Raw genomic sequence first — 26,463 nt, forward strand, 5'->3', positions numbered from 1 at the left:
CTGCGCGTCGCGGTCCCCCTCCCCGCGAGCGGGGAGGATTTGAGCGGTGGCCGTCAACCTTCCCTCGCAGCGCGGCAAGGGCCGGCGCGCGCCGATGGCGGATATCAACGTGACCCCGCTGGTCGATGTCATGCTCGTGCTGCTCATCATCTTCATGGTCACCGCGCCGCTGCTGACCGCAGGTGTGCCGGTGAACCTGCCCGACAGCCGCGCCAAGCCGCTGGACCAGGAGCAGAAGCCGGTCGACATGGCGATCGACGACCAGGGACGCATCTTCATCGACAAGGATGAAGTTACCGGCACGCTCGACGACCGGCTGGCGCAGATCGCGGGGTCGGGGACGCCCGACAATCCACCGCAGATCCTGCTGCGCGCCGACAAAGGGCTGGACTACGGCCGCGTGATGCGGGTGATGGGCGAGCTCAACCGCGCCGGGCTGAACCGCGTCGCGCTGGTCACCAACGCGGGCGACCGCAACTGATGGAGCGCGCCGAGAAATACGGGCTGGGGATCGCGGTCGCGGGGCATGTCGCTCTGTTCGGCCTGCTCTCGGTCGGGTTTCTCAGCACGCCCAATCCGGTGAAACTCACGACGAAGCCGATCGACATCTCGCTGGTCGACGAAGTCGCCGTGGAAAGCGCCGCGCCGGCGGCGACCGAGGCCCCAGCGCCGGCCGAAGCGCCCGAGGTCGGACCCGTCGAGGACACCGCGCCGGCGCCTGCCGAAGCTCAGCCTGAACCCGAGCCTGCACCGCCGCCCCCCGCACCGGTCCCGCCGCCGCCCAGGCCGGCGCCGCCGAAGCCCGCGCCGGCGAAGGCGACCCCGGCACCGGCGCCCAAGCCGGCCCCGGTGAAGACGCCCCCCAGGCCCACGCCGCCGAAGGCCGAGCCGCTCAAGGTGGCCCCCAAGCCCGCGCCCGCTAAGGCCGCGCCGGCCCCGAGCCCGCCGGCGAAGCCCGCAGCCAAGCCCTCGCGGCCCGGTCTGTCGCGCCCGGACGTGGCGCCCGAACGTCCCGGCAATGCTCCCGCTTCCAAGGCAGCGCGGCCGCGCGGCAGCGTGCTGGGGGACGATTTCCGCAAGAGCCTGGCGCAGTCGGCCGAAAAGGGCACCGCGCAGACCCCGCGCTCGACCAACGTCAGCGCGCAGGCGGTGGCAGGGCTGGGCGACGCGATCGCGCGACAGGTCCAGCCGTGCGCGAACCGCATCCCGAACCCCGGGCCCGGCGCGAACCAGATTCGGACCAAGCTGCGCATCCGGATGAACCCGGACGGTTCGCTGGCCGCACGGCCGGTCGTGTCGGGCCAGACCGGGGTCGACGACGAGAACGATCGCTACAAGCAACGCGTCGGCGAACTCGCCAGCGCCGCGGTGATCCAGTGCGCGCCGTACAAGCTGCCTGCCGAGCTGTACGAAGGCGGGTGGAAGGACATCATCATCAACTACCGGCTGCCGGGATGAGCATCATGCGTAATCTGTCGTTCTCCGTGTTTGCGGCTGCCGCTGTGGGTCTCGCGACGCTCGCCGCCACCCCCGCCACCGCGCAGGTCGAGGTCGATGTGACCGGCGGCGCGAGCGTCGGGCAGCCGATGCCGATCGCGGTCCCGCCGATGCCGACGCCCAGCCCGCAATCGACGGCGGCGGGCAGTACGGACCAGCTCGGGCGCCAGATGGCGGAAGTCGTGACCAACGACCTGCGCAATTCTGGGCTGTTCAAGCCGCTCGGGCCCGACCAGCTGCGCCCCGTCGGCTTCGATCAGGTCACTGCCCCCGACTTTCCCTATTGGGGCGGCACCGGCGCGCAGGCGCTGGTCCAGGGCTTCGTCCGCGCCAACGGCGACGGTACGCTGACGGTCGGCTGCTATCTGTACGACGTGTTCGCCAAGACAGAACTGACGCGGCAGGGCTTCGTCGTCGCACCGTCCGACTGGCGCCGCGCCGCGCACAAATGCGCCGATGCGGTGTATCAGCGCCTGTCGGGCGAGGGGCCCTATTTCGACAGCCGCGTGGTCTATGTCTCGGAGACGGGGCCCAAGGGAAAGCGCGTCAAGCGGCTGGCGATCATGGACCAGGACGGGGCCAACCACCGCTTCCTGACCAACGGCCAGTCGATCGTGCTGACCCCGCGGTTCGCACCGAACCAGCAGTCGATCGTCTACATGAGCTATGACGACAAGGTGCCATCGATCTACGTTCTCGACCTCGGATCGGGCCGGCCGCGACGCGTCGTGAGCGGGGTCGCGACGACCTTTGCCCCGCGCTTCTCGCCTAACGGCCAATACATCCTGTTCTCGATGGCGCAGGGCGGCACGACCAACATCTACCGGGTCGCCGCCAGTGGGGGCAGCCCGCAGCGGCTGACGAACTCGGCCGGGATCGACACCGGCGGCAGCTATTCGCCCGATGGCTCCAGAATCGTGTTCGAGAGCGATCGCGGCGGGTCGCAGCAGCTGTACGTGATGAACGCGGATGGATCGAACCCGCAGCGGATCAGCTTCGGCGGCGGGCGCTATGCGACGCCCAGCTGGAGCCCGCGCGGCGACCTGATCGCCTTTACCAAGATGGAGGGCGGCCGCTTCCGCATCGGCATCATGTCGCCGTCGGGCGGCGCTGAGAAATTGCTGACCGAAAGCTGGGGCGACGAAGGGCCGAGCTGGTCGCCCAACGGCCGCGTGCTGACCTTCTTCCGCGCCGCGCAAGGATCGGGCAAAGCCGACGTCTGGTCGGTCGACCTGACCGGAACCAACGAACGCCGCATCCCGACCCCGCTCGACGGGAGCGATCCGAGCTGGGGGCCGTTACGTCCATAAGCCTCATCTCTCCCGTTCGCCCTGAGCTTGTCGAAGGGCTGCCCTTCTTCGACGCGCAAGACAGGACAGCGCTTCCTCAAGCTCAGCACGAATGGGGTTAGGTATGCCCGCCGGTTACAGAATTTTCGCCAAGACCGATCAACCCGAAGGAGACACGATCATGGCAACCAAGCGGACCACGCTGGTCCTGACCGCCGCCCTTGCCGTCGCGCTGGCCGGCTGCGCCAAGAAGAAGCCGCCGGTCCTGCCGCCGGCCCCGGTCGAAAGCGGCCAGACATCGACCGATCCTAACGCCGGCGGCACGTCGACCGGCGACGTCGGCGGTGCGATCGTGCCGGGCAGCCAGGCCGATTTCCTGCGGTCGGTCAGCAGCAACACGGTGCTGTTCGGGCTCGACATGTTCGACATCGATGCCGAGGCGCGGACGATCCTCGACACCCAGGCGCAGTGGCTGGCGCGCTACCCCAACGTGCGTATCACGATCGAAGGCCATGCCGACGAACGCGGGACGCGCGAGTATAACCTGGCGCTGGGCGACCGGCGTGCCAACGCGGCCAAGAACTATCTGGCGGCACGCGGCATCAGCGCCGGCCGCATCAGCACGATCAGCTATGGCAAGGAACGCCCGGCGGCACTCGGCTCGGACGAAGCGAGCTATGCCCAGAACCGGCGCGCGGTGACCGTGACGGTGAATTGACCTTGCGACGCCCTCTTCCCGAACGGGGAGGGGGGCGTTCGTGATCGCTTGACTCCCCTAAATCCCGATATAAATGTGATATCACATTAAAGGGAGGCAGGGATGACCGATTCGTCACGTTCGAGCCGTACGCTCACTCATAGCAGCGAAACCGTCGCCGGCACGTTGAGCGGCTATCCGATGCTGCTGCTCCTGTTGCTCGTGCTCGTCGCGGGCGGGTTCGGCTTCCTGCTGACGACCGATTATCCGCTGCTCGCCGCGACCGCGCTCGGGCTGGGCGCGCTGATGGCGCTGCTCATCGGCTGTGGTTTCTACATGCTCCAGCCCAACCAGGCCGCCGCGATCACGCTGTTCGGCGCCTACAAGGGCACCGACCGGACCGAGGGGCTGCGCTGGGTGATCCCGTGGCTGATGCGGCGGACGGTGTCGGTCCGCGCCAACAACATCATTTCCGACAAGATCAAGGTCAACGACCTGCGCGGCAACCCGATCGAAATGGCGGCGCAGGTCGTCTGGCGCGTGACCGACACCGCGCAGGCGCTGTTCGACGTCGACGATTACAAGGCGTTCGTGAACGTCCAGATCGAAGCCGCCGTCCGCACCATCGGCGCGCGCTATCCGTACGACGATTTCGAGCATCTGGAGGTCACGTTGCGCGGCAATCACGAGCAGATCGGCAGCGAGCTTCAGGCCGAACTGATCGCCCGGCTGCGCGTCGCGGGCATCACCGTCGACGAATGCGGCTTCACCCACCTGGCCTATGCGCAGGAGATCGCCGGCACGATGCTGCGTCGCCAGCAGGCGCAGGCGGTGGTTGCCGCGCGGATGACATTGGTCGACGGCGCGGTCGGCATGGTCCAGCTGGCGCTGGAGCAATTGTCGGCCAAGGGCGTGGTCGAACTGGACGACGAACGCCGCGCGACGATGGTCAGCAACCTGATGGTCGTGCTGTGCGGCGACCGCGACGCGCAGCCTGTCGTCAATACGGGCACGCTGTACCAGTAAGCGCGCGACGTGGCCGCTCCTCCGAAGAAGGCGTTCCCGCTACGCCTCGATCCCGCGCTGTATGCGGCGATCGAGCGGTCGGCGTCGGCCGACCTCCGGAGCGCCAACGCCCAGATCGAATGCCTGCTGCGCGAGGCGCTGTCACGGCGTGGGATAAAGCTCGACGCGCCGGTGCCGGCACGGCGGGGTCGCCCGCCCAAGGAGGATTAGGATGAAACCGCAAGGCTGTCCCCGATGTCAGGGCTCGATGATGCGGGGGTTTCTGGTCGAGCAGAACGCCAGTCATCATTATGAAACCGCGCACTGGGTCGAAGGCGAGCCGGTGAAGAGCTTCTGGTCTGGCCTGAAGCTCAAGGGGCGGACCAGGCTGTCGGTCGAGACATGGCGCTGCGGCCGGTGCGGATTCCTCGAAAGCTATGCGCGATAAGGAGGCAAGATGATTGTTCTTCGCCCTGCCACGACTGGGGTCCGGCCCGGCTACTGGTTCGTGCCCCATGCCTACGGCTTCGGCGCGACACCGGCGACGGTCATGGGCTGGGTGGCGACGGCGCTGTACCTGATCGCGATCGGCGTGGCGGTGCGGACGATGCCGACCGACGGCGCGCGCATGGCGCTGGGGGCCGGGATCACGACCGGCTATCTGTTTGTGATTGCGATCAAGACCGATGGCGGTCTTGGCTGGCGATGGGGAGGAAAGTGAGATGATGCTGACGGCGATGCTTCTGGCGGCGGCCGCGCCGCAGGTCGAACAGGTGACGGTGCCGGGGCCGCAAGGGCCGCTGGCGGGCACGCTGACGCTGGCCGGGGGCAAGGGGCCGGCGGTGGTCATCATTCCCGGGTCGGGACCGACCGACCGCGACGGCAACAGCCCGCTGGGGATCACCGCCGGATCGTACCGGATGCTGGCCGACGCGCTGGCTGCGAAGGGCGTGTCGTCAATCCGCATCGACAAGCGCGGCATGTTCGGCAGCCGCGCCGCGGTCGCCGATGCCAACAGCGCGACGATGGCGGACTATGCCGCCGACGCGCGGGCGTGGGCCAGGCTGGCGGCGAAGCGCACCGGCAACGCTTGCGCCTGGCTGGTCGGGCATAGTGAGGGCGGGATGGTCGCGCTGCAGGCGGCGCAGGCCGCGGACGGTATCTGCGGCGTCGTATTGGTGTCGTCGCCGGGCCGATCGCTGGGCAATGTGATGCGCGCGCAGTTCCGCGCCAACCCGGCCAACGCCCCGATCCTCGATGCCGCGCTCGGCTTGCTCGACACGGTGGAGGCGGGCAGGACGGTCGATCCCGCGACGCTGCCCGTGCCGCTGGGGCAGATGTTCCCGCTGGGCGTGCAGGCCTATCTGGCGCGCGCGATCGCACTCGATCCCGCAAAGCTTGCCGCCACGGCCAAGGTACCGGTCGCGATCGTACAAGGCGACGCCGACCTTCAGGTGTCGGTCGCGGACGACGCCAGACGCCTGGCAGCCGCGAACCCGAAGGCGACGCTGACCGTCGTGCCGGGGGTCAATCATGTGCTGAAGGTCGTCGGCAGCGACCGGCTGGCGAACCAGAGGAGTTATGCGGACTCCTCCCTGCCGATCGCGCTCGGTGTGGTCGATGCCGTGGTGGGGGCGGTAAAGCCGGGTGGTGCCCGAGGAGCGGGCTCGGCGAAGTAACGCCACAGCCCCATCCTCCCGGGCCCGGCGCCTCCTCCCTACCGTCATTCCCGCGAAGGCGGGGCTCTATCTCCCGTGCACGCCCGGTGGACACCGCGGGAGATGCGTCCCCGCCTTCGCGGGGACGACGGGTGTGGTTGTCTCTGCGCAGTACCGCCGCGAACGGATTCCCGCCGGTGCGGCGGCGACCGGTTTATTTGGCGGGTGCGACCGGCTGCGGGGCAAACGCTTCGTCCAGCAACCGCGCCAGACGCAGGCCGCCCTTCACCACCTGCTGGCGCGCCGGTTCGACCAGCCTGGCGATCGTCGCGTCGTCGAGCTTGGCGCGCGCCGGCACGGGGCCGCACGGGTCGCCCATCGCGGTCGCATACACCGCGTCCTTTGCGACCTGCCAGCTGTCGCGGCTCCAGTCCTCGACCGTGCCGGCCTGGATGCTGGCACGCTCGGCCGCCGGATACGCTTTGACGATCGGTGGCGGGGTGGAGATAGCGCGCTCGGCCAGATAGCCGTCCCAGATCGAATGGAGGTTCAGCCGGTCGGGCCCGTACATCCCGTAATCCGCCTTCGCCCGATTGCCGCCCAGATCGCCGCGATCGCCGGCGTGGAGCGGCTGGTGCAGGTCGCCGACGAAGTGAATCAGGAACACGAGCGCCATCAGCTTCTCGCGCTCCGGCACCTTCGGGTCCTTCAGCAGCTTCACGTCGCGTTCGACCTGCGCCGACACGCAATTGCCGTCCTTGCACGCCGATTTCAGGTCGAACGGCTTGCAGACGTTCACATTCTGATAGTGCCAGGAATAGGCATAGCTGAACCGTTCGCCGAGCGGCTTGACGCAATCGGCCCAGACGCTCGCCTGTTCGATCGTCCCCGCCGGACAGGTCGGCGTCTCGAGCAGTCTCTGCTGGCGCAACAGCGCGGCTACCTTCGCGCGTGTCGCCGGGCTGACGTTCGCCCAGGCGACCGCGGCGACGGTTTCATGGCCATATTCCCAATATGCCTGGGCGGGCATGGCGAACAGCGAGGCGACGAGCGCGAGCAGCGCGGAAAGCTTGCGGATCATGGGCTTGCGCCTAGCGCGCGCCGCGCGGCGGGGAAAGCGGGTTCCGTCGGCTCAACCCTCGTCGCCATAGATCGCGACCAGCCGCTCGCCCGTCGCCGACGCGCGCGCGCGGTACATGCCCGGTGTCGTCAGGCTCCAGGCGATGTCGCCGTGCGGGCCGGCCAGGATGATGCCGCCGGTGCCGCCCATCGCGCGGACGTCGGCCATGACATGGTCGCCGGCGGCTTGCAGTGTTTCGCCAAGGAAGCGGACGCGTGCGCAGATTTCGTGGGCGACGCCTTCGCGGATGAAGAATTCGCCCGATCCGGTCGCGCTGACCGCACCGGCACGGTCATCGGCGTAGGTACCGGCGCCGATCAGCGGCGAATCCCCGACCCGGCCCCAGCGCTTGCCGGTAACCCCGCCGGTCGAGGTCGCGGCGGCGACATGGCCGTGGGTGTCGCAGGCGACCGCGCCGACCGTGCCGTATTTCATGTCGACATCGAAGCCGGTTGCCGAATCGGCCTTCATCCGCGCCAGCTGTTCGCGCCGTTCGGGCAGCGCGAACCAGCCAGGGTCGGCCTGCTCGACCCCCTGGTCGCGGGAAAACGCATCGGCGCCGGTGCCGGTCAGGAGGACATGGGGGCTCGCCTCCATCACCCGGCGGGCGAGCGTAACCGGATTCTTCGTCGCCGTCACGCCCGCCACGGCACCGGCGGCGCGGGTGCGGCCGTCCATGATCGCGGCGTCAAGTTCCTGCGTGCCCTCGTACGTGAAGACCGCGCCACGCCCGGCGTTGAAGGCGGGATCGTCCTCCAGCACGCGCACCGCCGCTTCGACCGCGTCGAGCGCATGGCCGCCCGCCGCCAGCACCGCCTGGCCGGCATCGAGTGCTGCGTTCAACCCGGCGCGGGCCGTCGCATCCTGCTCGGCCGTCAACTGGCCGCGCGGCAGGATGCCGGCGCCGCCATGAACGACCAGCGTCCAGCCGGGATGCGGGGCGGGAGAGGGGGCAGCGGTCATGGCGAAGGCTCCGGCGTCAGAACGAGGGATGCGGCATGTGGCGGGCCGCAGCAGTGGGCGCGCGGGGACGCAACCCGATGAAGCGGCGCAGCGGCGCGACCTCGCGGGCCGTGCGGTAAAAGACCCAGCACCCGGCACAGGTCGCCGCGATCAGCGCCAGGAACTGCGCCGATAGCGGCAGCCCGGTCGGCCGCAGCCAGTAGCCGACGACGACGATGATCGTCTGGTGGACGAGGTAGAAGGGGAACACCGCCTCCGCCAGCATCGCGCGGACCGGGTGGTCGCGGTTCAGCTGCGCCTCCGCGATGCCGATCAGCGCGGCGATGCTCGCCCAGCACTCGACCTGGCGCGCCCACAGGATCTGGTCGACGACCCAGTCCGGCGGAGAGCTGACGCCCGGCCAGACGATCGCGACGCCGCCGACGATGGCGTAGCTTGCCGCGGCCAGCGCCAGCGATACCCAGCGCCAGCGCACCAGGGCCGCCATGGTGTTCGGCGCGGCGGCGAGAAGGAAGCCGAACAGAAAGGCGGGGAAGAACCCCAGATGCGCGATGCCGTCGTGAATCACGTCGTGCGTGTCGCTCCAGCGCCGGAACACGAAGACCTGGGCGACCAGCAGATACGCGATCGGCAGCCAGACGACGCGTGCCCCCCCGAACAGCCGGTCGAACCCGACCTGCAACGCCCTGGGCCGCGGCAGGGCGAGCAGCAGCGCCAGCGCGACGGTGTAGATCCACAGGTAACCGACGAACCACAGGTGGTTCCAGTTGGGCAGCAGGACGCCGTCGAGCGTGCGAAACGCGAAGAAATCGTGCGTCCAGAAATACAGGTAGCCGCGAGTGTAGCCGTGCTGGGTCACCAGCTCCACCCAGGCCTGCGGCGGCACGATGACCGCGATGCCGAAGGCGAGAGGGAGCAGCAGCCGGCTGGTCCGCGACCGGACGAAGCGCCAGAGGCCCGGCGACCGGGTGACGATCGCGCGGCTGGCATAGCCCGATACGAGGAACAACAGCGTCAGCCGCCACGGCGAGGTCAGCGCCATCGGCACGGTCACCCAGTCGACCGTCTGCACCGCCTTCACATGGTAGGGCCATGGCACGAAGACCATGGCGACATGATAGAGGATCAGCAGCGCGAACGCCCCGATCCGCAACCAGTCCATGCCGTAATGCCGTGCCATCGCGGGGTGCGGTAGCGGGTTTGGCCGGGGCGGGCCACCCGCAGCCGCCACCGTTCGCCCTGAGCTTGTCGAAGCCTGTCGAGAGCGACCTCCGCAGGCAGACAGCCAAAGGGGGCTGTCCTTTTTATGGGGCGCCGCACCAAGCGTGTCGACACGCAGGGCAGGGCATCGACCCGCTCGGCCCGACTGGGGAGAGGGCGGTTTCCCTCTCCGACCGGCAGGGCTATATGGTGGCCAAATCCCTGAGGAAACTCCCCATGTCCGTTCGTCCCTGGCGCGATATCGTACGCCGCCCCAGCCGCCAGATCATGGTCGGCAACGTCCCCGTCGGCGGCGACGCGCCGGTCACCGTCCAGACGATGACCAACACGCCGACCAGCGATGCGGTGGCGACGATCGACCAGATCCGCCGCTGCGAGGATGCGGGCGTCGACATCATCCGCGTCAGCTGCCCCGATGTGGAAAGCACCGCGGCGCTGAAGGGCATCGTCCGCGCCTCGCGCGTGCCGATCGTCGCCGATATCCATTTTCACTACAAGCGTGCGCTGGAAGCCGCCGACGCCGGCGCGGCCTGCCTGCGGATCAATCCGGGCAACATCGGATCGTCGGCGCGGGTTAAGGAAGTGGTCAACGCCGCCAAGGCCAACGGCTGTGCGATCCGCATCGGCGTGAATGCCGGGAGCCTCGAGAAGGACCTGCTCGAGAAATACGGCGAGCCGTGTCCCGAGGCGCTGGTCGAAAGCGCGCTCGACCACATCAAGCTGCTTCAGGACCATGACTTCCACGAATTCAAGGTGGCGGTGAAGGCGAGTGACCTGTTCCTGGCGGTCGCGGCATACCAGCAGCTGGCCGAAGCGGTCGATTGCCCGCTGCACCTGGGGATCACCGAAGCCGGCGGTTTCGTTGGGGGGACGGTCAAGTCCGCGATCGGCATCGGCAGCCTGCTGTGGTTCGGCATCGGCGACACCATCCGCGTGTCGTTGTCGGCCGAGCCCGAGGAAGAAGTCCGCGTCGGCTTCGAGATCCTGAAGTCCCTGGGCATCCGCAACCGCGGCGTCCGCGTGGTGTCCTGCCCATCGTGCGCACGGCAGGGCTTCGACGTGATCCGCACCGTCCAGGCGCTGGAGGATCGCCTCCAGCACATCCGCACGCCGCTGTCGCTGTCGGTGCTCGGCTGCGTCGTCAACGGCCCCGGCGAGGCGCGTGAGACCGACATCGGGCTGACCGGAGGCGGCAACGGGAAGCATATGGTCTATCTGTCGGGCGTGACTGACCATACGGTCGAGGATGCCGACATGCTCGACCACATCGTCACGCTGGTCGAGGCGAAGGCGGCGGAGCTGGAAGCGAGCGGAGCGGCGGCGCAGGCGGCGTAGGGGCGTCAGTACCCCGCTTCGCGCTGATGACGCAGCGCGAGGATGACGACCGCGTCGTCATCAGCGTCGAGTGTGTAGAGCGCGACATAGCCCGTCGTGCCGAACGGGATGACCAGTTCGCGAAACGGTGGCCGCGCGCCGACCGGGCGGCCGATGGCGGGGTTTGCGGTCAGCCGGCGAAGAGCGTCGGCAATCGCCGCGGCTGCTCTGGTCGAGGCGCGGTGATCCCGCTCGGCGAGGAACGTGCGACATCGCTCGACATCGGCGACCGCGCGTTCGGTCAGAATCAGTCGCGGCACGGGGGCGCCGGGCGCTCGTCCGCGGTTCCCCATGTCGCGAGCCAGGCAAGAGCATCGTCGCCGGCAACATGGCGGCCGGTTTCACGATACTCTTCCCAAGCCGTCATCGCATCGGCGAGGAAGCTTTCCCGCGCTTCTTCCCGTTCCAGATATTCGCGGATCGCCTCGCGCATGATCCAGTGTGGCGTGCGGTCACGCACGTCGGCGAGGCGGCGGATGCGGCCCCTCATGGAATCGTCGATCTTCAGCGAAGTCGCCATCGATAGTCTCCGGTACTACCTTCCGATATAGCGCCGCAGGCTGATTTCAACCACCCCCCAGCACGTTGATCGTGAACGCGACGATGCCCAGGTTGAATACGAACGCCGCCAGGCTGTGGACGGTCACCGTGCGGCGCAGGCGGCGGTCGGTGATGCTGACGTCGCTGGTCTGGAATGTCATGCCGAGCGTGAAGGCGAAATAGAGGAAGTCCGAGTAATCGGGCTCCTTGCAGTCGGGGAAGTCCAGCCCGCCTTCGTCCCCGCCGCCATCATCGTCGCGGCTGTAGAACATGTGCGCGTAATGCAGCGCGTAGACGGTGTTGGCGAACAGCCAGGACAGCGCCAGAGTCGCGAGCACCAGCGCGATCTTGATCGGCGGCAGCGCGCCCTTGGCGATGAGCTCGCCGGTCACCGCGGCCAGGATCGCAAGCGACGTCGCTGCGGTGATCGCCAGCAGCATCGGGCGATTGGCGTCGTTGCGCGCGGCCGCCACGCGGATGGCTTCGCTGTCGGCGGTGCGCAGCAGCGGCACGATCGAGCCGAGGAAGACCGCCGCCGCGATGTCGAATCCGATCATGGTGCCGCCCGACCAGTCGAACCGTGCGATCGCGAGCGGCACGGTGACGAGCGCGATCCCGCAGAACGCCAGGAAGCGGGGCGGGGCGAGGCGATTGCCGATCGTCGGCTGGTGCGCGGGCATCGCGCTGCTATAGCCGGCGGCGGACCGGCCGGGGAGGGTGAAATGACCGACGACAACCCCACGCACCGGCCTGTACCCCTGCCGCTCGCCTTTGGTGTTGCCGCGCTCGGTATCCTCGTCTTTTCGGGCATGGACGCGGTGATGAAGGGCCTGGTCATCACGCTCGGCGTCTACACCACGATGGTCTGGCGCAGCGTCGTTGGCATCCTGGTGTCGGGCGCGCTGTACGCATCCTTGCGCAGTCCCTGGCCGTCGCGCACGGCGATGCGGCTGCATGTCCTGCGCGGGATCGTCTCGACCGTCATGGCGCTAGCTTTTTTCTGGGGGCTGGCGCGGGTGCCGATGGCGCAGGCGATCGCGCTCGCCTTCGTCGCGCCGATCCTGTCGCTGTTCCTCGCCGCGCTGATCCTGAAGGAACGTGTGCCGACCGGCTCGGTCATCGCCTGCGTGTGCGCCGCAGTCGGCGTCGGACTGATCCTGACCGGGCAGGCGCGCGCCGCCCTTGGCGCCGATGCGTTCGAAGGCACGATTGCGGTGCTGGCGAGCGCGGTCTGCTATGCCTTCAACATCGTCCTGATGCGCGCGCAGGCGCAGGTCGCCGCACCCATAGAGGTCGCGTTCTGGCAGAGCGTCATCGTCGGCGTGTGCCTGGCTCCCGCCGCGCCGTGCTTCGCCAGCGTGCCGGCGGTCGAGCACTGGCCGGTGATCGCGGGCGCGGCGGTGCTGGCGGTGACGTCGCTGCTGCTGCTCGGCTGGGCGTACCGCCATGGCCCGGCGAGCTATCTGGCGCCGACCGAATATACCTCGTTCGTATGGGCGGCGATCCTGGGGTGGCTGGTCTTCGGCGAGACGCTGTCGCCGTGGACGCTGGCCGGCGCGGCCGCGATCGTCGCGGGATCGCTGGTCGCGGCGCGGTCGAAGCCGGTGGTGGTTTAGCCTATCCCCGTTCGCCCTGAGCTTGTCGAAGGGCTGCCTTTCTTCGAGTCGCGGGTTGCGCGGCAGAGAGAAGGGCAGTGCTTCGACAAGCTCAGCACGAACGGGATAAGGTTCGTAATTCACAGCCTAAGCCGTAAGATACGAGTATGACCACCACCCTCCGCCCCGCCGCGCGCGCCGACGTGCCGACCATCCTGCGCTTCGTCCGCGAGCTCGCCGAGTTCGAGCGCGCCGCCGACAAGGTCGTCGCGACCGAAGCGCTGCTCGACGACGCGCTGTTCGGCGACCAGCCCGCCGCCTATGCGGTCGTCGCCGAGATCGACGGCCTGGCCGCCGGCATGGCGCTGTATTTCTTCAACTTTTCGACCTGGACAGGGTGGCGCGGGCTGTATCTGGAGGACCTGTACGTAACGCCCGAGGCACGGGGGCAAGGCGTCGGCGCGGCACTGCTTACCCACCTCGCCGGTATCGCGGCCGATCGGGGCTGCACGCGGTTCGAATGGGCGGTGCTCGACTGGAACGAGAATGCGATTCGGTTCTACCTGTCGAAGGGCGCGGTGCCGATGGACGAATGGCGGACGTACCGCGTGTCCGGCGAAGCCCTGCCTCGGCTGGCGGGTCGAGGGTGAAGATTATCGCTTAGCGTGTTGAAGTTCCCCAAGATAAATCCGACCGGTAACCACTATATCCAATATGAAAGCTGTCGCTTTGACGGTGACTTGACTCGGTATCGACTCTGCGTCGTACTGTTGTGCTTCGGTCAGTTGCGTTTCGCCGAGTCTTTGGGGAAGGACTTACATGACGCGGCAAGGGATCGTGGCGGTTTTTGGGCCGCTGGTGCTCTGCGGATGCGCAACCAATGCCTTGCGGGTCGAAACGACCCGAAGCTTCGTCGATACATCGACGGCGACCGTCGCGTCGGCAAAAGCCTATCTAGGCGATGTCGCGCAGCGCCGTCGGGCCGCGAACGCCGCGTTGATCGCGGCAGAGCCCAGTTGCCAGCCGTACCGCGACGCCGTGACCAATCGATATGTGGTCTACGTCCGCAAGGCCGCCGTCGCGCGGGGACGGCCCGACAGCTTCTGCGTGCCGTCGCGGGAACGGCCGAGCGACGCCAATAGCTTCCCGCTGGAACTGGACCCGATCAGCCGGCAGTTGCTGAAGCCGCGCCTGGCGGTCCTCGCGGCGACCGCCGACTATGCGTCCGCCCTGGCCAAGGTTCTCGACGGCAAGTCGCCCGATCTCGACGAGGAACTCGGTGGGATCGCCGGAAAACTCGACGATGTCGGCGTCATCGCCGGTGTCGCCGGGGTCCGGGTTCCGTCCGCGGCATCGGCGCTAGGGTCGAAGGAAGGCACGGCCCTGGTCGCCGCGCTGCAGATGGTCGCCGATCTGGCGCATGAGCGGCGTCAGGTCGCGGACATTCGGCGGATCGCCTTGCAAAGCGGCGATGCCGTGGACGCCGGGCTGGAATCGATCCTGGCCGACATGCGCGACTTCGCCGAAGCCGACCACGACAGCGTGGCGCGGGCCGAGCGGGCGAACGTGCTGGTTTATCGCCGGCAGACCGACCTGCGCGATTTCGAGCAACGCCGTGCCGTCGCGCTCGCGCTGGCGAATGTCGAGGAGGATTTCGCCGCCAGTGCCGCCAGCGCGCGCCAGGCCGAGGCGGCTGTGCTCGTCCTGATCGAAGCGCATCGCGATCTGCGGGCCGTGCTGCAACCCGATCCCACACTGACGGCGGCGCAGAAAAAGCGCGTCGCCGAGATTACGCGCCAACGGATCTGGCGTGCACTGGATCTGATCTCGGGTGCGGTCAGCGCCCTGGCGGGAGCATGACCAATGCCGATCAAGGATGACATTCGCAGCCTGTCCCACCGTGCTGTCGAGGCGCTCAACGCAAAATTCGCGCAGCTCGCCTTCGAACCGTTTTCCAGCCAGATCAACCGCGCGCTCACCGAACTGGAAGAGGAGCGAACCCGCTTCCTGGCAAGTTCGTCGGCCGGAAGCCCGGCGCTACGGGCGGCGGTGGAGCTTGCAGCGACGCGTGCCGAGGCGATGACACCGGCTCCGGCATCGGTCGACACGGCGACCGCGGCTGCGCATGACGCGTCGACGGCGTTGCGCCAGGCGGCTGCCTCGCGCAATCTCATGGAGAAATTGCGTGGATCGCTCCGCATCGGTGGTGCGGCGCCGGCGCTGGTGACGCCGAGCCCGTCGATCCTGAAAGGCAATCTGGATGTGGGTGTCGCGGAGGTGAATACCTCGGCCACACCGCCACCACCACCACCACCTTCCCCGGGCGACCCAAACTATTATCAGAAGCTCACCAACCTGTTCCCGGCAGAAGCACTGGCGATCTATGGCACCGGGGTCGGGCTTTACGGGCGGGCAACGCTGTTCGTGGTCGTGGTCGGCCTGGCGATCCTGGTCATCCTGCGCTGGTTCGCTACACAGCCGAGCCGTGGCGGGCCGCCGCAGATCGTCGCGCTGGCGGTTGCCGCGCTGTCCTATCTGTTCTGGGTGACCGCGACCGATCCGGGCTGGCTTGCCGACATGATGACCGTGTCCGATCCCGAGATCGTCCGGCGGACGGCAACATTCATCGGCGCGGCGTTCGTGGTCGTCGCGCCGCTGATCGTGCGACCGAGTGCGCAACCGGCCGGTTGACCCGGCGGTCCGATCTGCCATCGTTCCGGCCATGGCCTGGATCTATCTCTTGCTCGGCGGGCTGTTCGAGGTCGGGTTCACCACCTGCCTGCGCTATGCCGATGGCTTCCGCAACGTGCCGTGGACGGTCGGATTCCTGGTCAGCGTCACGCTGTCGATGGTCCTGCTCGAATATGCCGCGCGCACCATTCCGATGGGCACGGCCTATGCGGTGTGGACGGGCATCGGCGCGCTCGGCACGGTGCTGATCGGCATCGTCTGGTTCGGCGAAGCGGCGACGCCGGTGCGGCTGCTGCTGATCCTGGGCGCGGTCGCGTGCATCGCCGGCCTGAAGCTGACGAGTGGGCGCTGATGGGCTTCGAGACTGGGCTGATCGAATGGATCGCGGAGTGCACCGCGCCGCTCGGTACGCTGACGAAGCGCGCCATGATGGGTGGCGCAACGCTGTACCTGGACGGACAGGTCTTCGCGATCTTGACGTCCGACGGCGTGCTGCGGTTCAAGGCGGATGCGGTGAGCGATGCCGTCTGGGATGCCGAAGGCGCGGACCGCTTCACCTTTGCGTTCGATGACGGGCGGGTCGGGTCGATGAACTACCGTCGCGCGCCCGACAATGTGTTCGACGATCCCGACGCGATGCTGCGCTGGGCGCGGCTGGGGCTGGAGGCGGGGCTCAGGGCGCCGAAGAAGGCAAAGAAGAGCAAAAAGGACTGACTTCAAAACCGTCATTCCCGCGGAGGCGGGAATCCATTCTGGCTGAACGACGTGAGACCCACTGCCGTCAGCGACTATGGATTCCCGCCTCCGCGGGAATGACGAAATAGAGGTTACCCCTGCGGCGTATCCACGCCCGTCGCGTCGACCGACGCTTCGGCGGCGTCCTTGTCGGTCTTGTAGCGTTCGATCGCTTCGAGCGTGATCTGGCGGGCCTCGGCGGCGTCGCCCCACTTGCCGATGCGAACCCACTTCTCCTTTTCGAGATCCTTGTAGTGGGTGAAGAAATGCTCGATCTGCTGGAAGATGATCGAGGGCAGGTCCTGTCGTTCGCCGACGTCCGAATAATAGGGGAACGTGGTGTCGACCGGAACGCAGATCAGCTTCTCGTCGCCGCCGGCCTCGTCTTCCAGGTTCAGCACGCCGATGGGCCGTGCCCGCACGACGCAGCCCGGCACGAACGGCGAGCGCGCGATGACAAGCGCGTCCAGCGGATCGCCATCGGGCGACAGCGTGTGCGGGACGAAGCCGTAGTTGGCCGGATAGCGCATCGGCGTGTGCAGGATGCGATCGACGAACAGCGCGCCGGACGCCTTGTCGAACTCGTACTTCACCGGCTCGCCGCCCGTCGGGACCTCGATGATGACGTTCAGGCTGTGGGGCGGGTCATCGCCCACGGGGATCAGGTCGATCCGCATGTCTTGTCTCTTCCCTATTCGATTATTTCGCTGCGAGCAGGCGGTCGAGGCCGGTTTCGCCCGTCCCCACCTTTTCGAGGCGCGGGTAGCGCAGGCCATCGTGATAGTCGAGCGCGACGTCGCGGAACTTCGCGCCGTTCTTGACCAGCAGCTTGATCGGATCCTTCGACGTCTTGGCCGCGGTGACCGCCGCCTTCAGCTTGTCGGCCGAATAGGCGTCGCCATTGACCGCGACGACCGTCGTCGCGACATCCAGCCCGGCGTTGAACGCGGGTGAATCCCACACGACCGCACGCACAGAGCCGTCGCTGGCGACCGTCATGCCCAGCGAAAAGGCGAAGCTGGTCGACTTCGATCCCTTCTCTCCCGACTTGGCGACCGCGTTCGGCGTGTCGGTGTAGACCAGGCGGTATCCGTTGCGCGTCAGTCCGTTGATCGTCGGCGCCGAATTCACGTCGTACACCCGCTCCTTCAGGAACGTCGCCCAATCGTATGGCGTCACGTCGTTCAGCGTCTTCGCGACATCGTCGAACGTGTACGTCAGCGTGCCCCAGTCGCCGTCGCGCACGCCGAAGAAGGCGCGGGCGAAGTCGTCCATCGACTTGGCGCCGCGGGTGCGTTCGCGGATGATCGCATCCGCCTCCAGCCAGACCAGCGCACCGCCGACGTAGTAATCCTCGTTGCGCTGCCAGTTCTGCCAGCCCTTGGGCCGGCGGGCGGAGATGATCGGATCGTGCGTGGTGTCGACCAGCGGGCGCCACTGGCGGCCCTTGGTCAGGTCCTGGCCCGCGGCCCACAGCGCCAGGTTGTCAAGTACTTCGTCCTTGCTCAGCATGCCCGACCGGCCGCCGAGGATCAGCCCCCAGAACTGCGTCTGCCCTTCGTAGACCCACAGCAGATTGTCGCGCATCGGCGTGCGGAAATCGGAGGTCCACAGGTCGGCGCCGCGGCGGAACTTGCCGTTCCAGCTATGGGTGAATTCGTGCGGCAGCAGGTCGCGGTCGCCGACCGCGTCCTTCCATTCCTTGAAATAGCCGAGATCGACGCCGTTCTCCGACGATCGATGATGCTCCAGCCCGATGCCGCCCATTTCATCGGTGATCGCCAGCAGGAACTCGTACTTGTCGTAATGCTGCGCGCCGAACAGCTTGACCGACTGGGCGACCAGCGCCTTGTGCTTGTCGATCATCTCGGGCGTCGCGGCGGTCAGTTCGTCGGCGGAATCGGCGACGACGTTCAACCCGACACGCGGCGTGAGTTCCCAGCGCTTGAAGTAGCGGCCGGCGAAGACGGGCGAATCGACCAGCGTCTCGTAATCGGTCTGCTGGTAGGCATAGGTCGATCCGTTGGCCCGGCTTGGCAGGCCCGAGGCGGCGGTCCAGCCGGCGGGGTACTTGACGGTCGCCTGGATCGGGATGCGACGAGTGTAATAGCCGGCCGGGTACAGGCTGACCTGTTCGAACTGCAGGTTCAGCATGTTGGGTGCGATCGAAATGCGGCCCTGGTTGCCGGCAGTCGCGCCGAGGAACTGGAAGTCGAGATCGACCGCCTTCGCACCCGCGGGCACATCAACGTGGAATGCGTAGACATCGACCGGATCGCGCGTCCACGCCAGCGTCTTGCCGTTCGCGGTGATCTTCAGCCCCGCCAGCTTCTCGATCTCGCCGCGGGGGCCGTGCTTGCCGGGCAGCCAGGCGGGCATGAGGAGCGTGAGCGGCCCGGCCTCGGCCACCGGCACGCGCTGCTTCACGCGGTAGATCCCCTGGCCGATGTTGGTCGCATCGACGTCGAGTTCGATGACGCCGGGGTAGGCGATGTCGCGCGCGTCGGGGATGCGCGTGGTGAACGGCGCGGTCGCCGCCGGCTGGCTGTTCTGGGCCTGTGCCCCGACTGTCTGAGGCGCGGCGGTCGAGGCGAGGAGAAGCGCGGCGAGGGCAAGCGTGCGGTTCATGGCAACCCTTTGTGAAGCGGGAAGGATGTCGCGTTGCGTACGGGGGCGGGGGCGGCAGGTAAAGGGGGGGGCTTCCCGACCGCTTCCTTAACCAATGCCGGCTACGCCAGCGCGGATGTATCACGACCCCGCTCTTGCCAAGGCTGCCGCCGATCCGCGCCCGGCGTCGGCGGTGTCAACGGGCGTCGGGCTCGCGGGGCTCGGCGGGCTGCTCGCCTGGATCGCGCTTGCGGTGCGGTACGGCATGAGCGGGCCGCTGTCGGCGCTGACCGCGCTCGTCGCCTGCGCCGTGCCGATGGTCGTCTGGTCGCTCGCCGTCGACAAGGTTCATCGCAACCCGTCGACCGGGATCGACTGGAGCAATCCGCGACCGTTGCGCGCGACGCTCGACATAAGCCTGACCAAGCTCGCCGGGCTCTGGGCGACCTGGGCCGCGATCGCTGCGGTGTACGGCGTGTTCCGCTTCTATGGCGAGGGGAGCTTCGGCTTCGCCATCGCCTGCCTGACCTATGCCGCGCCGGTGCTGGTCGTGCTGTCGGTGCCCTGGGTGATCTGGATGGACCGCTATCTGGTGAGCCCGCGCGACGGAGCGTGGGCGCTGGGCGCGTGGCTGCTCGACCTGAGGGACGCCGCGCCCGACCGCGCAGCGATCGCCGTGCACCTGCGCGCTTGGGCGGTGAAGGGGTTCTTCCTCGCTTTCATGCTGGGCGTCGTGCCCGGCGGGTTCGCCGGCTTCGTCGCGACCGACCTGTCGGCCCTCGCGCGAGATCCCGTCGCGCTGGCGAAGTGGCTGGTGACGCTGATGTTCGTCGTCGACGTGGCGTTCGCGTGCCTTGGTTACATGCTGACATTCCGCGTGCTCGATGCGCATATCCGCAGCGCGCAGCCGCATGCCCAGGGTTGGGCGGCGGCGCTGATCTGCTATCCGCCGTTCATCCTGATGGCGCCGGGCGGGCCGCTCGATTACCACCCCGGTACGGCCGACTGGACCTATTGGTTGCAGGGAGATCCGGTCGCGATGACGGCGGTAGGTGCCACGCTGGTCGCGCTGACCGCGGTCTATGCCTGGGCGACGGTCGCGTTCGGGCTGCGCTTCTCCAACCTGACCCACCGCGGCATCCTGACGCACGGGCCCTATGCGTTCAGCCGGCACCCGGCGTACCTGGCGAAGAACATCTTCTGGTGGCTGTCGACGCTGCCGTTCCTGGTCACGACCGGCAGCGTGAGCGAGGGGGTACGCAACGCCGCGATCATGACCGCGGTCAGCGCCGTCTACTGGTGGCGCGCGAAGACCGAGGAACGGCATCTGGGCGCCGACCCGGCGTATCGCGCGTACAGCGACTGGATGGCGCGCCGCGGGCCGGTGCCGCGGATCGTCGCGCGACTGCGGGGCTGACGATCGGCTCAGGGCCGACGCACTGGTCGTCGTTTTCCCTCGCGCTTTCCCGGCATCGATGCGATCGTCAACGGTGCACCAGGGAGAGAGCCGCACGATGAGCACGACACGCCACATCTACAACAACACCGGTGTCGCCTGGCAGATCTGGCTGGATGGCGGCAATCTGCAGGACCTTCCGGGAACCCCGCCCGGCGAAGGCGTGACGAGTGGCACGCTGCCTGGAAAAACGACGTGCGCCATGGAGCTCGTGAGCCCGAACGGCTCGATCGGCCTGAAGTCGGAAGCCAGCGGCAACCAGTGGAACTATGGCTATTCGACCGGCGAATTCTCGACGACCCCAAGCTGGGATCACAATGGCGACACGAACGGATGCTCGCTGAACGATCCGGCGGATTGCGACTTCCAGATCAACCAGGATGTACCGCAGTAGATGGTCCACGACGCGGCCGGTGTGCCGTTTCGCAGCGACGGGCAGACCGCGTACGATTCTAGTCGTCCAACCTCGGTCCGTTGTGCGCCTTCATGCTCAGCGTCATCTGTACCGTCAGCGCATGGACCATCTGCGCAGGGTTTCCATCCCGCGCGAAGCGGTATTGGTTGAGGTAGCCGACGTCGGCGCTGACGCCGGTCGCGATCGGCAGAGTCATGCCGACGATGTTGCGCATCCGCTCGTACCCACGGCGCTGGAATACGGTGGTGTTGGGCAGGAAGAAGCTTTCGTGGCTGTAGAAGGCGGCGAGCCCCTTCTTGGCTCCGATCGGCAGGTTGTAGCGTAGCAGCGGGCGGATGCGGATACCGACACCGGGCCGATCGTCGCGGAAGCGTTCGTCGACGCGAAAGCGCCCGGTGAAGCGGCCGAAGGTCAGGATGACGTGCTGGCGAATGCGGTCCTCGTCCGCGCCGCGCTGGCCGTTGTGCCCGCCGACGCGGCGATAGCCGAAGCCGAATTCGACGTGATCGCTCGCCTTGTAGCCCAGCAGCGTGCCGACCTCGGTCTGGTACAGCCCGCCCTCGTCGTCGCTCACCCGGCCGATCTGCTCCACGGTCAGGCGGAATTTCTCCGACAGCGGGACGACGGCGTTCATCTGCCACCACGCCTGCGGATCATGGACCGTCTGCGCGGCCGCGGGTGCGGCGACGAACAGCAGCGTTGCGGCAAGCGCGACACGCATGGCAGTCAGTAGCTATACTCGTCGTAAACGCGCGAAACGTCGCCGTTCCACGCGCCGTGATAGCGATCGAGCAGCACCTGCGCGGGGACCTTGCCCGACCGCACGATCGCGCGCAGCGGATCGAGGAAGCCCGCCTCGCTGTCGCCTGCGCCGTTCAGCCGCGCCCGCGCCGAGAGGCCCGCGGTCGCGATGTCGAGCACTTCACCCGCGATGTCCTTCAGCGTGCCGCCGCGGATCGGTGCGTCGAGCGCGAGTTTCGGGACCGCGTTGCGTAGCGCCTCGCGCTCGTCCATCGACCAGTCCTTGACCAGGTCCCAGGCGGCGTCGAGCGCGGTGTCGTCGTACAGCAGCCCGACCCAGAGCGCGGGCAGGGCGCAGATGCTGTCCCACGGGCCGCCGTCGGCGCCGCGCATCTCGAGGAAGGTCTTAAGGCGCACTTCGGGGAAGGCGGTCGACAGATGGTCGTTCCAGTCGTCCATCGTCGGCCGCTCGCCGGGCAGGACGGAAAGCTTGCCATCGAGGAAATCGCGGAAACTGAGGCCCGCTGCGTCGATGTACTTGCCGTCGCGGTAGACGAAGTACATCGGTACATCGAGCGCGTACTGCGCATAGCGTTCGTAGCCGAAGCCGTCCTCGAACACGAACGGCAGCATACCGGTGCGGTGCGGGTCGGTGTCCGACCAGATGTGGCTGCGGAACGACAGGAAGCCGTTGGGCTTGCGTTCGGTGAACGGCGAATTGGCGAACAGCGCGGTCCCGAGCGGCTGGAGCGCCAGGCTGACGCGGAACTTCTTCGCCATGTCGGCTTCCGATGCGTAATCCAGGTTCGTCTGGATCGTGCAGGTGCGCAGCATCATGTCGAGACCGAGCGATCCGACGCGCGGCATGTGGTTCAGCATGATACCGTACCGGCCCTTGGGCATCCGCGGCAGGTCGTCGCGCGCCTTGTCGGGCCACATGCCGAGGCCGAGGAAGCCGATCCCCAGCTTCTCACTGACCGCCTTCACCTGTTTCAGGTGGCGGCCGGTTTCGGCGCATGTCTGGTGCAGATTGTCGAGCGGTGCGCCCGACAGCTCGAACTGGCCGGCAGGCTCCAGGCTGACCGATCCGTCGGCTCCGGTCAGCGCGATGACGTTCCCGCCCTCGTCCACCGGTTTCCAGCCGAACTGCTCCAGCTCGGCCAGCAGGTCGCGGATGCCGCCGGGTTCGTCGTAGGACGGGGCGCGATGGTCGTCGCGCTTGTACACGAACTTCTCGTGCTCGGTCCCGATCCGCCATTGCTCGCGCGGCTTCTCGCCGCGGGCGAAGCTGGCGAAGAGCTGCTCGACCGACTCGATGGTGGGTGCGTTGCTATCCGAAACCGTCTTGGTCGTCATGCCGCGCCCTTACGCCGCGAAAAGGGGGCGCGCTAGCCCCGCCGACGTCGTCCCCGCGTAGGCAGGGATCCATCTCCCGTAGCCTCCGCTTGGGCAGCCGTGGGAGATGGATTCCGCCTGCGCGGGAATGACGGGCATAAGTCGCTACCCGCTATTCCGAAGCGCGGTCGCGATCGCGTTGATCGACAGCAGGATGCCTTCGCCGATCCGCGGGTCGCTTTCGCCCGCGCGGTGGCGTTTCAGCAGCTCGATCTGGAGCAGGTTGAGCGGCTCGATGTAGGGCAGCCGCAGCCGGATCGAGGTTTCTAGACCGGGGTGCTTCTCCAGCAGTCGGGTCTGGCGCGTGACGCCCAGCAGGCCGTCGTGCGTCGCCTGCCAGCCGCCCTTGATCCGGCCGAATACAGTGTCGACCAGCGCGCGATCCTCGACCAGCGCGGCATAGCGCGCCGCGATGTCGAGATCGGACTTGGCTAGGACCTGTTCCAGGTTGCCGAGCGTCGACTGGAACAGCGGCCAGCTCGCCGCCATCTCGCGTAGCAGCCCCTTGTCCTCGAACGCCTCCAGCGCCTGGCCGACGCCGTACCAGCCCGGCAGCATCACACGCGCCTGCGCCCAGCTGAACACCCACGGTATCGCGCGCAGATCCTCGATCGCGTCCGATTTCTTGCGGGATGCGGGGCGCGAACCGATCTTCAGCCCGGAGATTTCGGCGATCGGCGTCGCCTGGCGGAAGTACGTCCGAAACCCCTCGGTGCCGTAGACGAGGTCGCGGTAGGCCTTGAATGCGGTGTCGGAGAGTGTGTCCATCGCCGCTTCGAACCGCGCCTTGTCGGCGGCGGGCAGTTCGGCGGGCGCGAGGCTGGCGAGCAACGTCGCCGACGCCATCGCCTCCAGGTTCGTCACTGCTGACGAGTGCGTGCCGTATTTCGCCGCGATGATCTCGCCCTGCTCGGTCACGCGGATGCGGCCCTGCACGGTACCGGCGGGCTGCGCCTGGATCGCCTGGAACGACGACCCGCCGCCCCGCCCGACCGCCCCGCCGCGGCCGTGGAACAGCTGCATCCGGACGTCTGCCTCGTCGAACACCGGGTCCAGCGCCGACGATCCCTTCGACAGCTGCCAGGTCGACGTCAGGTAGCCGCCGTCCTTGTTCGAATCCGAATAGCCGATCATCACTTCCTGCACGCCGCGCGCGGTGGCGATCGCAGCGACTTCGGGAAGCGTGAACCAGGCGCGCATGATGGCGGGCGCGCGTTCCAGGTCGGCGACCGTCTCGAACAGCGGCACCGCCATGATGTGCGCCTGCGGAGACTTGCCGGGGATGTACAGCCCGGCCTCCTTCAGCAGCAGGTGGACCTCCAGCAGGTCGGACACCGACTGCGCCATCGACACGATATACTGGCGGATGCAGGCGCGGCCGTATTTGCCCTGCGCCTCGGCCGCGGCGCGGACGATCGCGAGTTCGGACGCGGTTTCCTCGCTGTACGTCGCATAGGGGCTGGTCAGCGGGCGCGGACTGGCGAGTTCGTCGCGGAGCAGGGCGACGCGGGCGTCCTCGTCGAGGCTCGCATAATCGTCGCACACGCCGCCTGCCTTCAGCAGTTCGGCGACGACGCGTTCGTGCACCGCGCTGTTCTGGCGCAGGTCGAGTGTCGCGAGGTGGAAGCCAAACGTCTCGACCGCGCGGATCAGCCGGCTGAGCTTGCCGCCCGAGGACAGCGGGCCGGTGCCGTCGCCGGCCAGCCCGTGCGCGATCGCCGCCAGGTCGGCGCGGAAGGCGGCGGGGTCGGGGTAAGCCTCCCCCTTCAGCGCGCCGGGGCGGGGGGCGGGCTTGCCGGTCAGCGCCAGATGCGTCGCGGCAAGGCGGGCGTAGATCCCCGACAGCGCGCGGCGGTACGGTTCGTCCTCGCGGCTCTTGCCCTCGTCGCCGCTCTGGATGGCGAGCGCCAGGACGCCTTCGGCGACAGCGCTGTGTTCGGTCGAGATCGACAGTTGCGCCCCCAGCGCATGGACCTTGTCGAGATAGTGGCCGAGCACCGCTTCGGCGGCGCGACCGAGCGCCAGGCGCAGCGAATCGGCGGTGACGAACGGGTTGCCGTCGCGGTCGCCACCGATCCAGGTGCCGGGGCGCAGGAACGAGGGCACCCGCTCGCCCAGCGCCCGGTCCCAGCGCGCGTAGAGCGCGGGGAGGGCGGGCAGGAACACGTCGCGCAGGTAGCTCAGCGCCGTCTCGACCTCGTCGGCGACGTACAGCCGTTCGCGGCGCAGGACGCGCGTCTGCCACAGCAGCGCGATCTGGCGCAGGATCGCGTCGTCGATACGGTCGCCGTCCAGCGTCTCGTCCAGCCCGCGATCCTTCAGCGCCATCAGGTCGGCGATGGTGTTGCGGTGGTCGATCATCGACTTGCGGCGGACTTCGGTTGGGTGTGCGGTCAGGACGGGCGCGATCAGCGCATCCTGCAGCAGCGCAAGCACCGCGGCGCGATCGACACCTTCGTTCGCCAGCCGGTCGAGTGCGTGGGCGACATCGGCGCCGTGTTCGGCCGCCACGCCCTGCCGGTCCTCGGCCAGATTGGCGAGCATCGAGAACAGCATGAAGCCGCGCGTGAAATCCAGCGTCTCGTCGAGACTCAGCCGATCGAGCCCGGTGTCGATCGCGTCCGCGCCCGCGACTCCGCGCGCGCGGTCGACGCTGGTCGCGCGGATATATTCGATCCGCTTGAACAGCGCCTCCCCGCCATAGGCGCGGATCACGTCGCCCAGAAGTTTGCCGAGAAAGCGGACATCCGCATTATTCGCGATGGGGGGAAGGCTTGCCATGTTTCTTTGTTGCGCCGCAGCGTATGCCGCGGTCAACCATGAAACGTTGACGCAGGGTCGAGCGTTTCTTACGTGTGTTGGATAGATAATACAGGAGTAGATCGATGCGGACCTTGCTGATCCTGGCGCCGGCGCTGTTGCTGGCCGGCTGCGGGTCGAACGACGGCGCAGGCGGTGACGACGGCACCCAGATCTCGATCAAGGGCGGCGACGGCAACGGATTCTCGGCGAACCTGGGCAAGGACGGCAAGGTCGCGGTCGACCTGCCGGGCTTCAAGGCGAACATCGACCTGCCGAAGGTCCAGCTCGACGCGAGCGATTTCACGCTGAACGGTGTCAACCTGCCCGAAGGGTCGCGGATCACGAACATGGACGTGTCTGGGAACAACGGCACCGGCGGTGTGAAGGTCAACTTCACCAGCCCCGTCGGCACTGCGGCGGTGCGCGACTGGTTCCAGGGCCGGCTGTCGAGCAACGGCTTCACGCTGAAGGCCGACGGCAACGACCTGACGGGCACGACGAACGAGGGCAAGGCATTCCGGCTGACGACGACGGACGCCGGTGCGGGTAAGAGCGAGAGCGTGATAACGGTGGGCGGGTAAAAATCCTCCCCGGCACGGGGAGGGGGACCAGCCGCAGGCTGGTGGAGGGGGCGGGCCGCGATGGCTGTCCTGTGCGGAGAA

30 protein-coding genes are annotated in these 26,463 nt (G+C 67.8%); 19 read left to right on the top strand and 11 right to left on the bottom strand.

Going from position 1 to position 26,463, the window contains the following annotated elements:
• Positions 1–46: 46 nt before the first annotated feature.
• The 9 genes from tolR to ASE86_RS03745 all read left to right on the top strand — a co-directional run bounded on the left by tolR (position 47) and on the right by ASE86_RS03745 (position 6,167).
• Complete coding sequence (tolR, locus tag ASE86_RS03705; protein ID WP_056422494.1) at positions 47–481, top strand: protein TolR; 435 nt, start codon at positions 47–49, stop codon at positions 479–481.
• Positions 481–1,458 (top strand): hypothetical protein, encoded by a 978-nt coding sequence (locus ASE86_RS03710; protein ID WP_056422496.1) that lies wholly within the window; start codon positions 481–483, stop codon positions 1,456–1,458. Before tolR ends, ASE86_RS03710 begins: the two co-directional genes overlap by 1 nt.
• A gap of 5 nt (positions 1,459–1,463) precedes the next feature.
• Positions 1,464–2,807 carry a Tol-Pal system beta propeller repeat protein TolB gene (gene tolB / locus ASE86_RS03715; protein ID WP_414881252.1) on the top strand — a complete coding sequence of 448 codons (1,344 nt, stop codon included), beginning with the start codon at positions 1,464–1,466 and terminating at the stop codon, positions 2,805–2,807.
• Between the two features lie 160 nt (positions 2,808–2,967).
• On the top strand, positions 2,968–3,504 hold the full coding sequence (pal, locus tag ASE86_RS03720) for a peptidoglycan-associated lipoprotein Pal (protein WP_056422499.1): 537 nt from the start codon (positions 2,968–2,970) through the stop codon (positions 3,502–3,504).
• A gap of 102 nt (positions 3,505–3,606) precedes the next feature.
• Positions 3,607–4,509 (top strand): SPFH domain-containing protein, encoded by a 903-nt coding sequence (locus ASE86_RS03725; protein WP_056422501.1) that lies wholly within the window; start codon positions 3,607–3,609, stop codon positions 4,507–4,509.
• Positions 4,510–4,518: 9 nt separating this feature from the next.
• The gene (locus ASE86_RS03730) at positions 4,519–4,719 is read left to right on the top strand and encodes a hypothetical protein (protein ID WP_056422504.1); all 201 of its coding nucleotides are present in this window, start codon (positions 4,519–4,521) and stop codon (positions 4,717–4,719) included.
• Between the two features lies 1 nt (position 4,720).
• Positions 4,721–4,936 carry a PF20097 family protein gene (locus tag ASE86_RS03735; RefSeq protein ID WP_268795306.1) on the top strand — a complete coding sequence of 72 codons (216 nt, stop codon included), beginning with the start codon at positions 4,721–4,723 and terminating at the stop codon, positions 4,934–4,936.
• Between the two features lie 9 nt (positions 4,937–4,945).
• Entirely contained in the window at positions 4,946–5,209 is a 264-nt protein-coding gene (locus tag ASE86_RS03740; protein ID WP_056422509.1) for a hypothetical protein, read from the top strand.
• Position 5,210: 1 nt separating this feature from the next.
• Positions 5,211–6,167: an alpha/beta hydrolase gene (locus ASE86_RS03745; RefSeq protein WP_056422512.1), complete on the top strand. Its 957-nt coding sequence runs from the start codon at positions 5,211–5,213 to the stop codon at positions 6,165–6,167.
• Between the two features lie 193 nt (positions 6,168–6,360).
• Here the strand turns inward: ASE86_RS03745 and ASE86_RS03750 are convergent, their stop codons facing one another.
• The 3 genes from ASE86_RS03750 to ASE86_RS03760 are packed head-to-tail and all read right to left on the bottom strand — an operon-like array spanning position 6,361 to position 9,409.
• Entirely contained in the window at positions 6,361–7,227 is an 867-nt protein-coding gene (locus ASE86_RS03750; protein WP_056422515.1) for a S1/P1 nuclease, read from the bottom strand.
• 51 nt (positions 7,228–7,278) lie between these two features.
• Positions 7,279–8,229, bottom strand: a complete 951-nt coding sequence (locus ASE86_RS03755) for an isoaspartyl peptidase/L-asparaginase family protein (protein ID WP_056422518.1) — start codon at positions 8,227–8,229, stop codon at positions 7,279–7,281.
• Positions 8,230–8,245: 16 nt separating this feature from the next.
• Positions 8,246–9,409 (bottom strand): acyltransferase family protein, encoded by a 1,164-nt coding sequence (locus tag ASE86_RS03760; protein WP_056422520.1) that lies wholly within the window; start codon positions 9,407–9,409, stop codon positions 8,246–8,248.
• Between the two features lie 257 nt (positions 9,410–9,666).
• Between ASE86_RS03760 and ispG the strand changes: the two genes are divergently transcribed.
• Positions 9,667–10,785, top strand: a complete 1,119-nt coding sequence (gene ispG, locus ASE86_RS03765; RefSeq protein ID WP_056422523.1) for a flavodoxin-dependent (E)-4-hydroxy-3-methylbut-2-enyl-diphosphate synthase — start codon at positions 9,667–9,669, stop codon at positions 10,783–10,785.
• A gap of 5 nt (positions 10,786–10,790) precedes the next feature.
• Here the strand turns inward: ispG and ASE86_RS03770 are convergent, their stop codons facing one another.
• From ASE86_RS03770 to ASE86_RS03780, 3 genes are read right to left on the bottom strand one after another with little or no spacing between them, the layout of a single operon-like run.
• On the bottom strand, positions 10,791–11,084 hold the full coding sequence (locus ASE86_RS03770; RefSeq protein ID WP_056422525.1) for a type II toxin-antitoxin system RelE/ParE family toxin: 294 nt from the start codon (positions 11,082–11,084) through the stop codon (positions 10,791–10,793).
• The gene (locus ASE86_RS03775; RefSeq protein ID WP_056422527.1) at positions 11,072–11,344 is read right to left on the bottom strand and encodes a CopG family ribbon-helix-helix protein; all 273 of its coding nucleotides are present in this window, start codon (positions 11,342–11,344) and stop codon (positions 11,072–11,074) included. The genes ASE86_RS03770 and ASE86_RS03775 overlap by 13 nt, the downstream gene beginning before the upstream one ends.
• A gap of 46 nt (positions 11,345–11,390) precedes the next feature.
• A complete protein-coding gene (locus ASE86_RS03780) occupies positions 11,391–12,044 on the bottom strand; it encodes a DUF1345 domain-containing protein (protein ID WP_056422530.1) in 654 nt (217 codons plus the stop codon).
• A 42-nt stretch (positions 12,045–12,086) separates the two neighbouring features.
• On the opposite strand from ASE86_RS03780, the gene ASE86_RS03785 reads away from it, so the two are divergent.
• The 6 genes from ASE86_RS03785 (at position 12,087) to ASE86_RS03810 (ending at position 16,364) form a co-directional block, all read left to right on the top strand.
• Positions 12,087–12,980: a DMT family transporter gene (locus tag ASE86_RS03785; protein WP_056422533.1), complete on the top strand. Its 894-nt coding sequence runs from the start codon at positions 12,087–12,089 to the stop codon at positions 12,978–12,980.
• A 146-nt stretch (positions 12,981–13,126) separates the two neighbouring features.
• Entirely contained in the window at positions 13,127–13,609 is a 483-nt protein-coding gene (locus ASE86_RS03790) for a GNAT family N-acetyltransferase (protein ID WP_056422536.1), read from the top strand.
• 526 nt (positions 13,610–14,135) lie between these two features.
• Complete coding sequence (locus ASE86_RS03795) at positions 14,136–14,819, top strand: hypothetical protein (RefSeq protein ID WP_156347019.1); 684 nt, start codon at positions 14,136–14,138, stop codon at positions 14,817–14,819.
• Between the two features lie 3 nt (positions 14,820–14,822).
• Complete coding sequence (locus tag ASE86_RS03800) at positions 14,823–15,650, top strand: hypothetical protein (RefSeq protein WP_056422540.1); 828 nt, start codon at positions 14,823–14,825, stop codon at positions 15,648–15,650.
• Positions 15,651–15,681: 31 nt separating this feature from the next.
• On the top strand, positions 15,682–16,002 hold the full coding sequence (locus ASE86_RS03805; protein ID WP_056422543.1) for a DMT family transporter: 321 nt from the start codon (positions 15,682–15,684) through the stop codon (positions 16,000–16,002).
• A complete protein-coding gene (locus tag ASE86_RS03810; RefSeq protein ID WP_056422546.1) occupies positions 16,002–16,364 on the top strand; it encodes a TfoX/Sxy family protein in 363 nt (120 codons plus the stop codon). The genes ASE86_RS03805 and ASE86_RS03810 overlap by 1 nt, the downstream gene beginning before the upstream one ends.
• A 113-nt stretch (positions 16,365–16,477) precedes the next feature.
• Here ASE86_RS03810 and ppa read toward each other — a convergent pair whose 3' ends face one another.
• Complete coding sequence (ppa, locus tag ASE86_RS03815) at positions 16,478–17,062, bottom strand: inorganic diphosphatase (RefSeq protein WP_056422549.1); 585 nt, start codon at positions 17,060–17,062, stop codon at positions 16,478–16,480.
• Between the two features lie 22 nt (positions 17,063–17,084).
• Positions 17,085–19,013 carry a M61 family metallopeptidase gene (locus ASE86_RS03820; RefSeq protein WP_056422552.1) on the bottom strand — a complete coding sequence of 643 codons (1,929 nt, stop codon included), beginning with the start codon at positions 19,011–19,013 and terminating at the stop codon, positions 17,085–17,087.
• A gap of 115 nt (positions 19,014–19,128) precedes the next feature.
• Here ASE86_RS03820 and ASE86_RS03825 point away from each other — a divergent pair, with 115 nt between their 5' ends.
• Positions 19,129–20,409, top strand: coding sequence for a methyltransferase family protein (locus ASE86_RS03825; protein WP_056422555.1), 1,281 nt, complete (start codon positions 19,129–19,131; stop codon positions 20,407–20,409).
• 97 nt (positions 20,410–20,506) lie between these two features.
• A complete protein-coding gene (locus ASE86_RS03830; RefSeq protein ID WP_056422557.1) occupies positions 20,507–20,842 on the top strand; it encodes a hypothetical protein in 336 nt (111 codons plus the stop codon).
• Positions 20,843–20,900: 58 nt separating this feature from the next.
• Here the strand turns inward: ASE86_RS03830 and ASE86_RS03835 are convergent, their stop codons facing one another.
• From ASE86_RS03835 to ppc, 3 genes are all read right to left on the bottom strand, one after another.
• Positions 20,901–21,584 carry a DUF2490 domain-containing protein gene (locus tag ASE86_RS03835; RefSeq protein ID WP_056422560.1) on the bottom strand — a complete coding sequence of 228 codons (684 nt, stop codon included), beginning with the start codon at positions 21,582–21,584 and terminating at the stop codon, positions 20,901–20,903.
• A 5-nt stretch (positions 21,585–21,589) separates the two neighbouring features.
• Positions 21,590–22,960 (bottom strand): glutamate--cysteine ligase, encoded by a 1,371-nt coding sequence (locus ASE86_RS03840; RefSeq protein WP_056422564.1) that lies wholly within the window; start codon positions 22,958–22,960, stop codon positions 21,590–21,592.
• 144 nt (positions 22,961–23,104) lie between these two features.
• Entirely contained in the window at positions 23,105–25,780 is a 2,676-nt protein-coding gene (gene ppc / locus ASE86_RS03845; protein ID WP_056422567.1) for a phosphoenolpyruvate carboxylase, read from the bottom strand.
• A 104-nt stretch (positions 25,781–25,884) separates the two neighbouring features.
• Between ppc and ASE86_RS03850 the strand changes: the two genes are divergently transcribed.
• Entirely contained in the window at positions 25,885–26,382 is a 498-nt protein-coding gene (locus tag ASE86_RS03850; RefSeq protein ID WP_056422571.1) for a hypothetical protein, read from the top strand.
• Positions 26,383–26,463: the final 81 nt, after the last annotated feature.

The sequence above is a fragment of the Sphingomonas sp. Leaf33 genome (genome assembly GCF_001421785.1).
In the GTDB taxonomy this organism is placed as follows: domain Bacteria; phylum Pseudomonadota; class Alphaproteobacteria; order Sphingomonadales; family Sphingomonadaceae; genus Sphingomonas.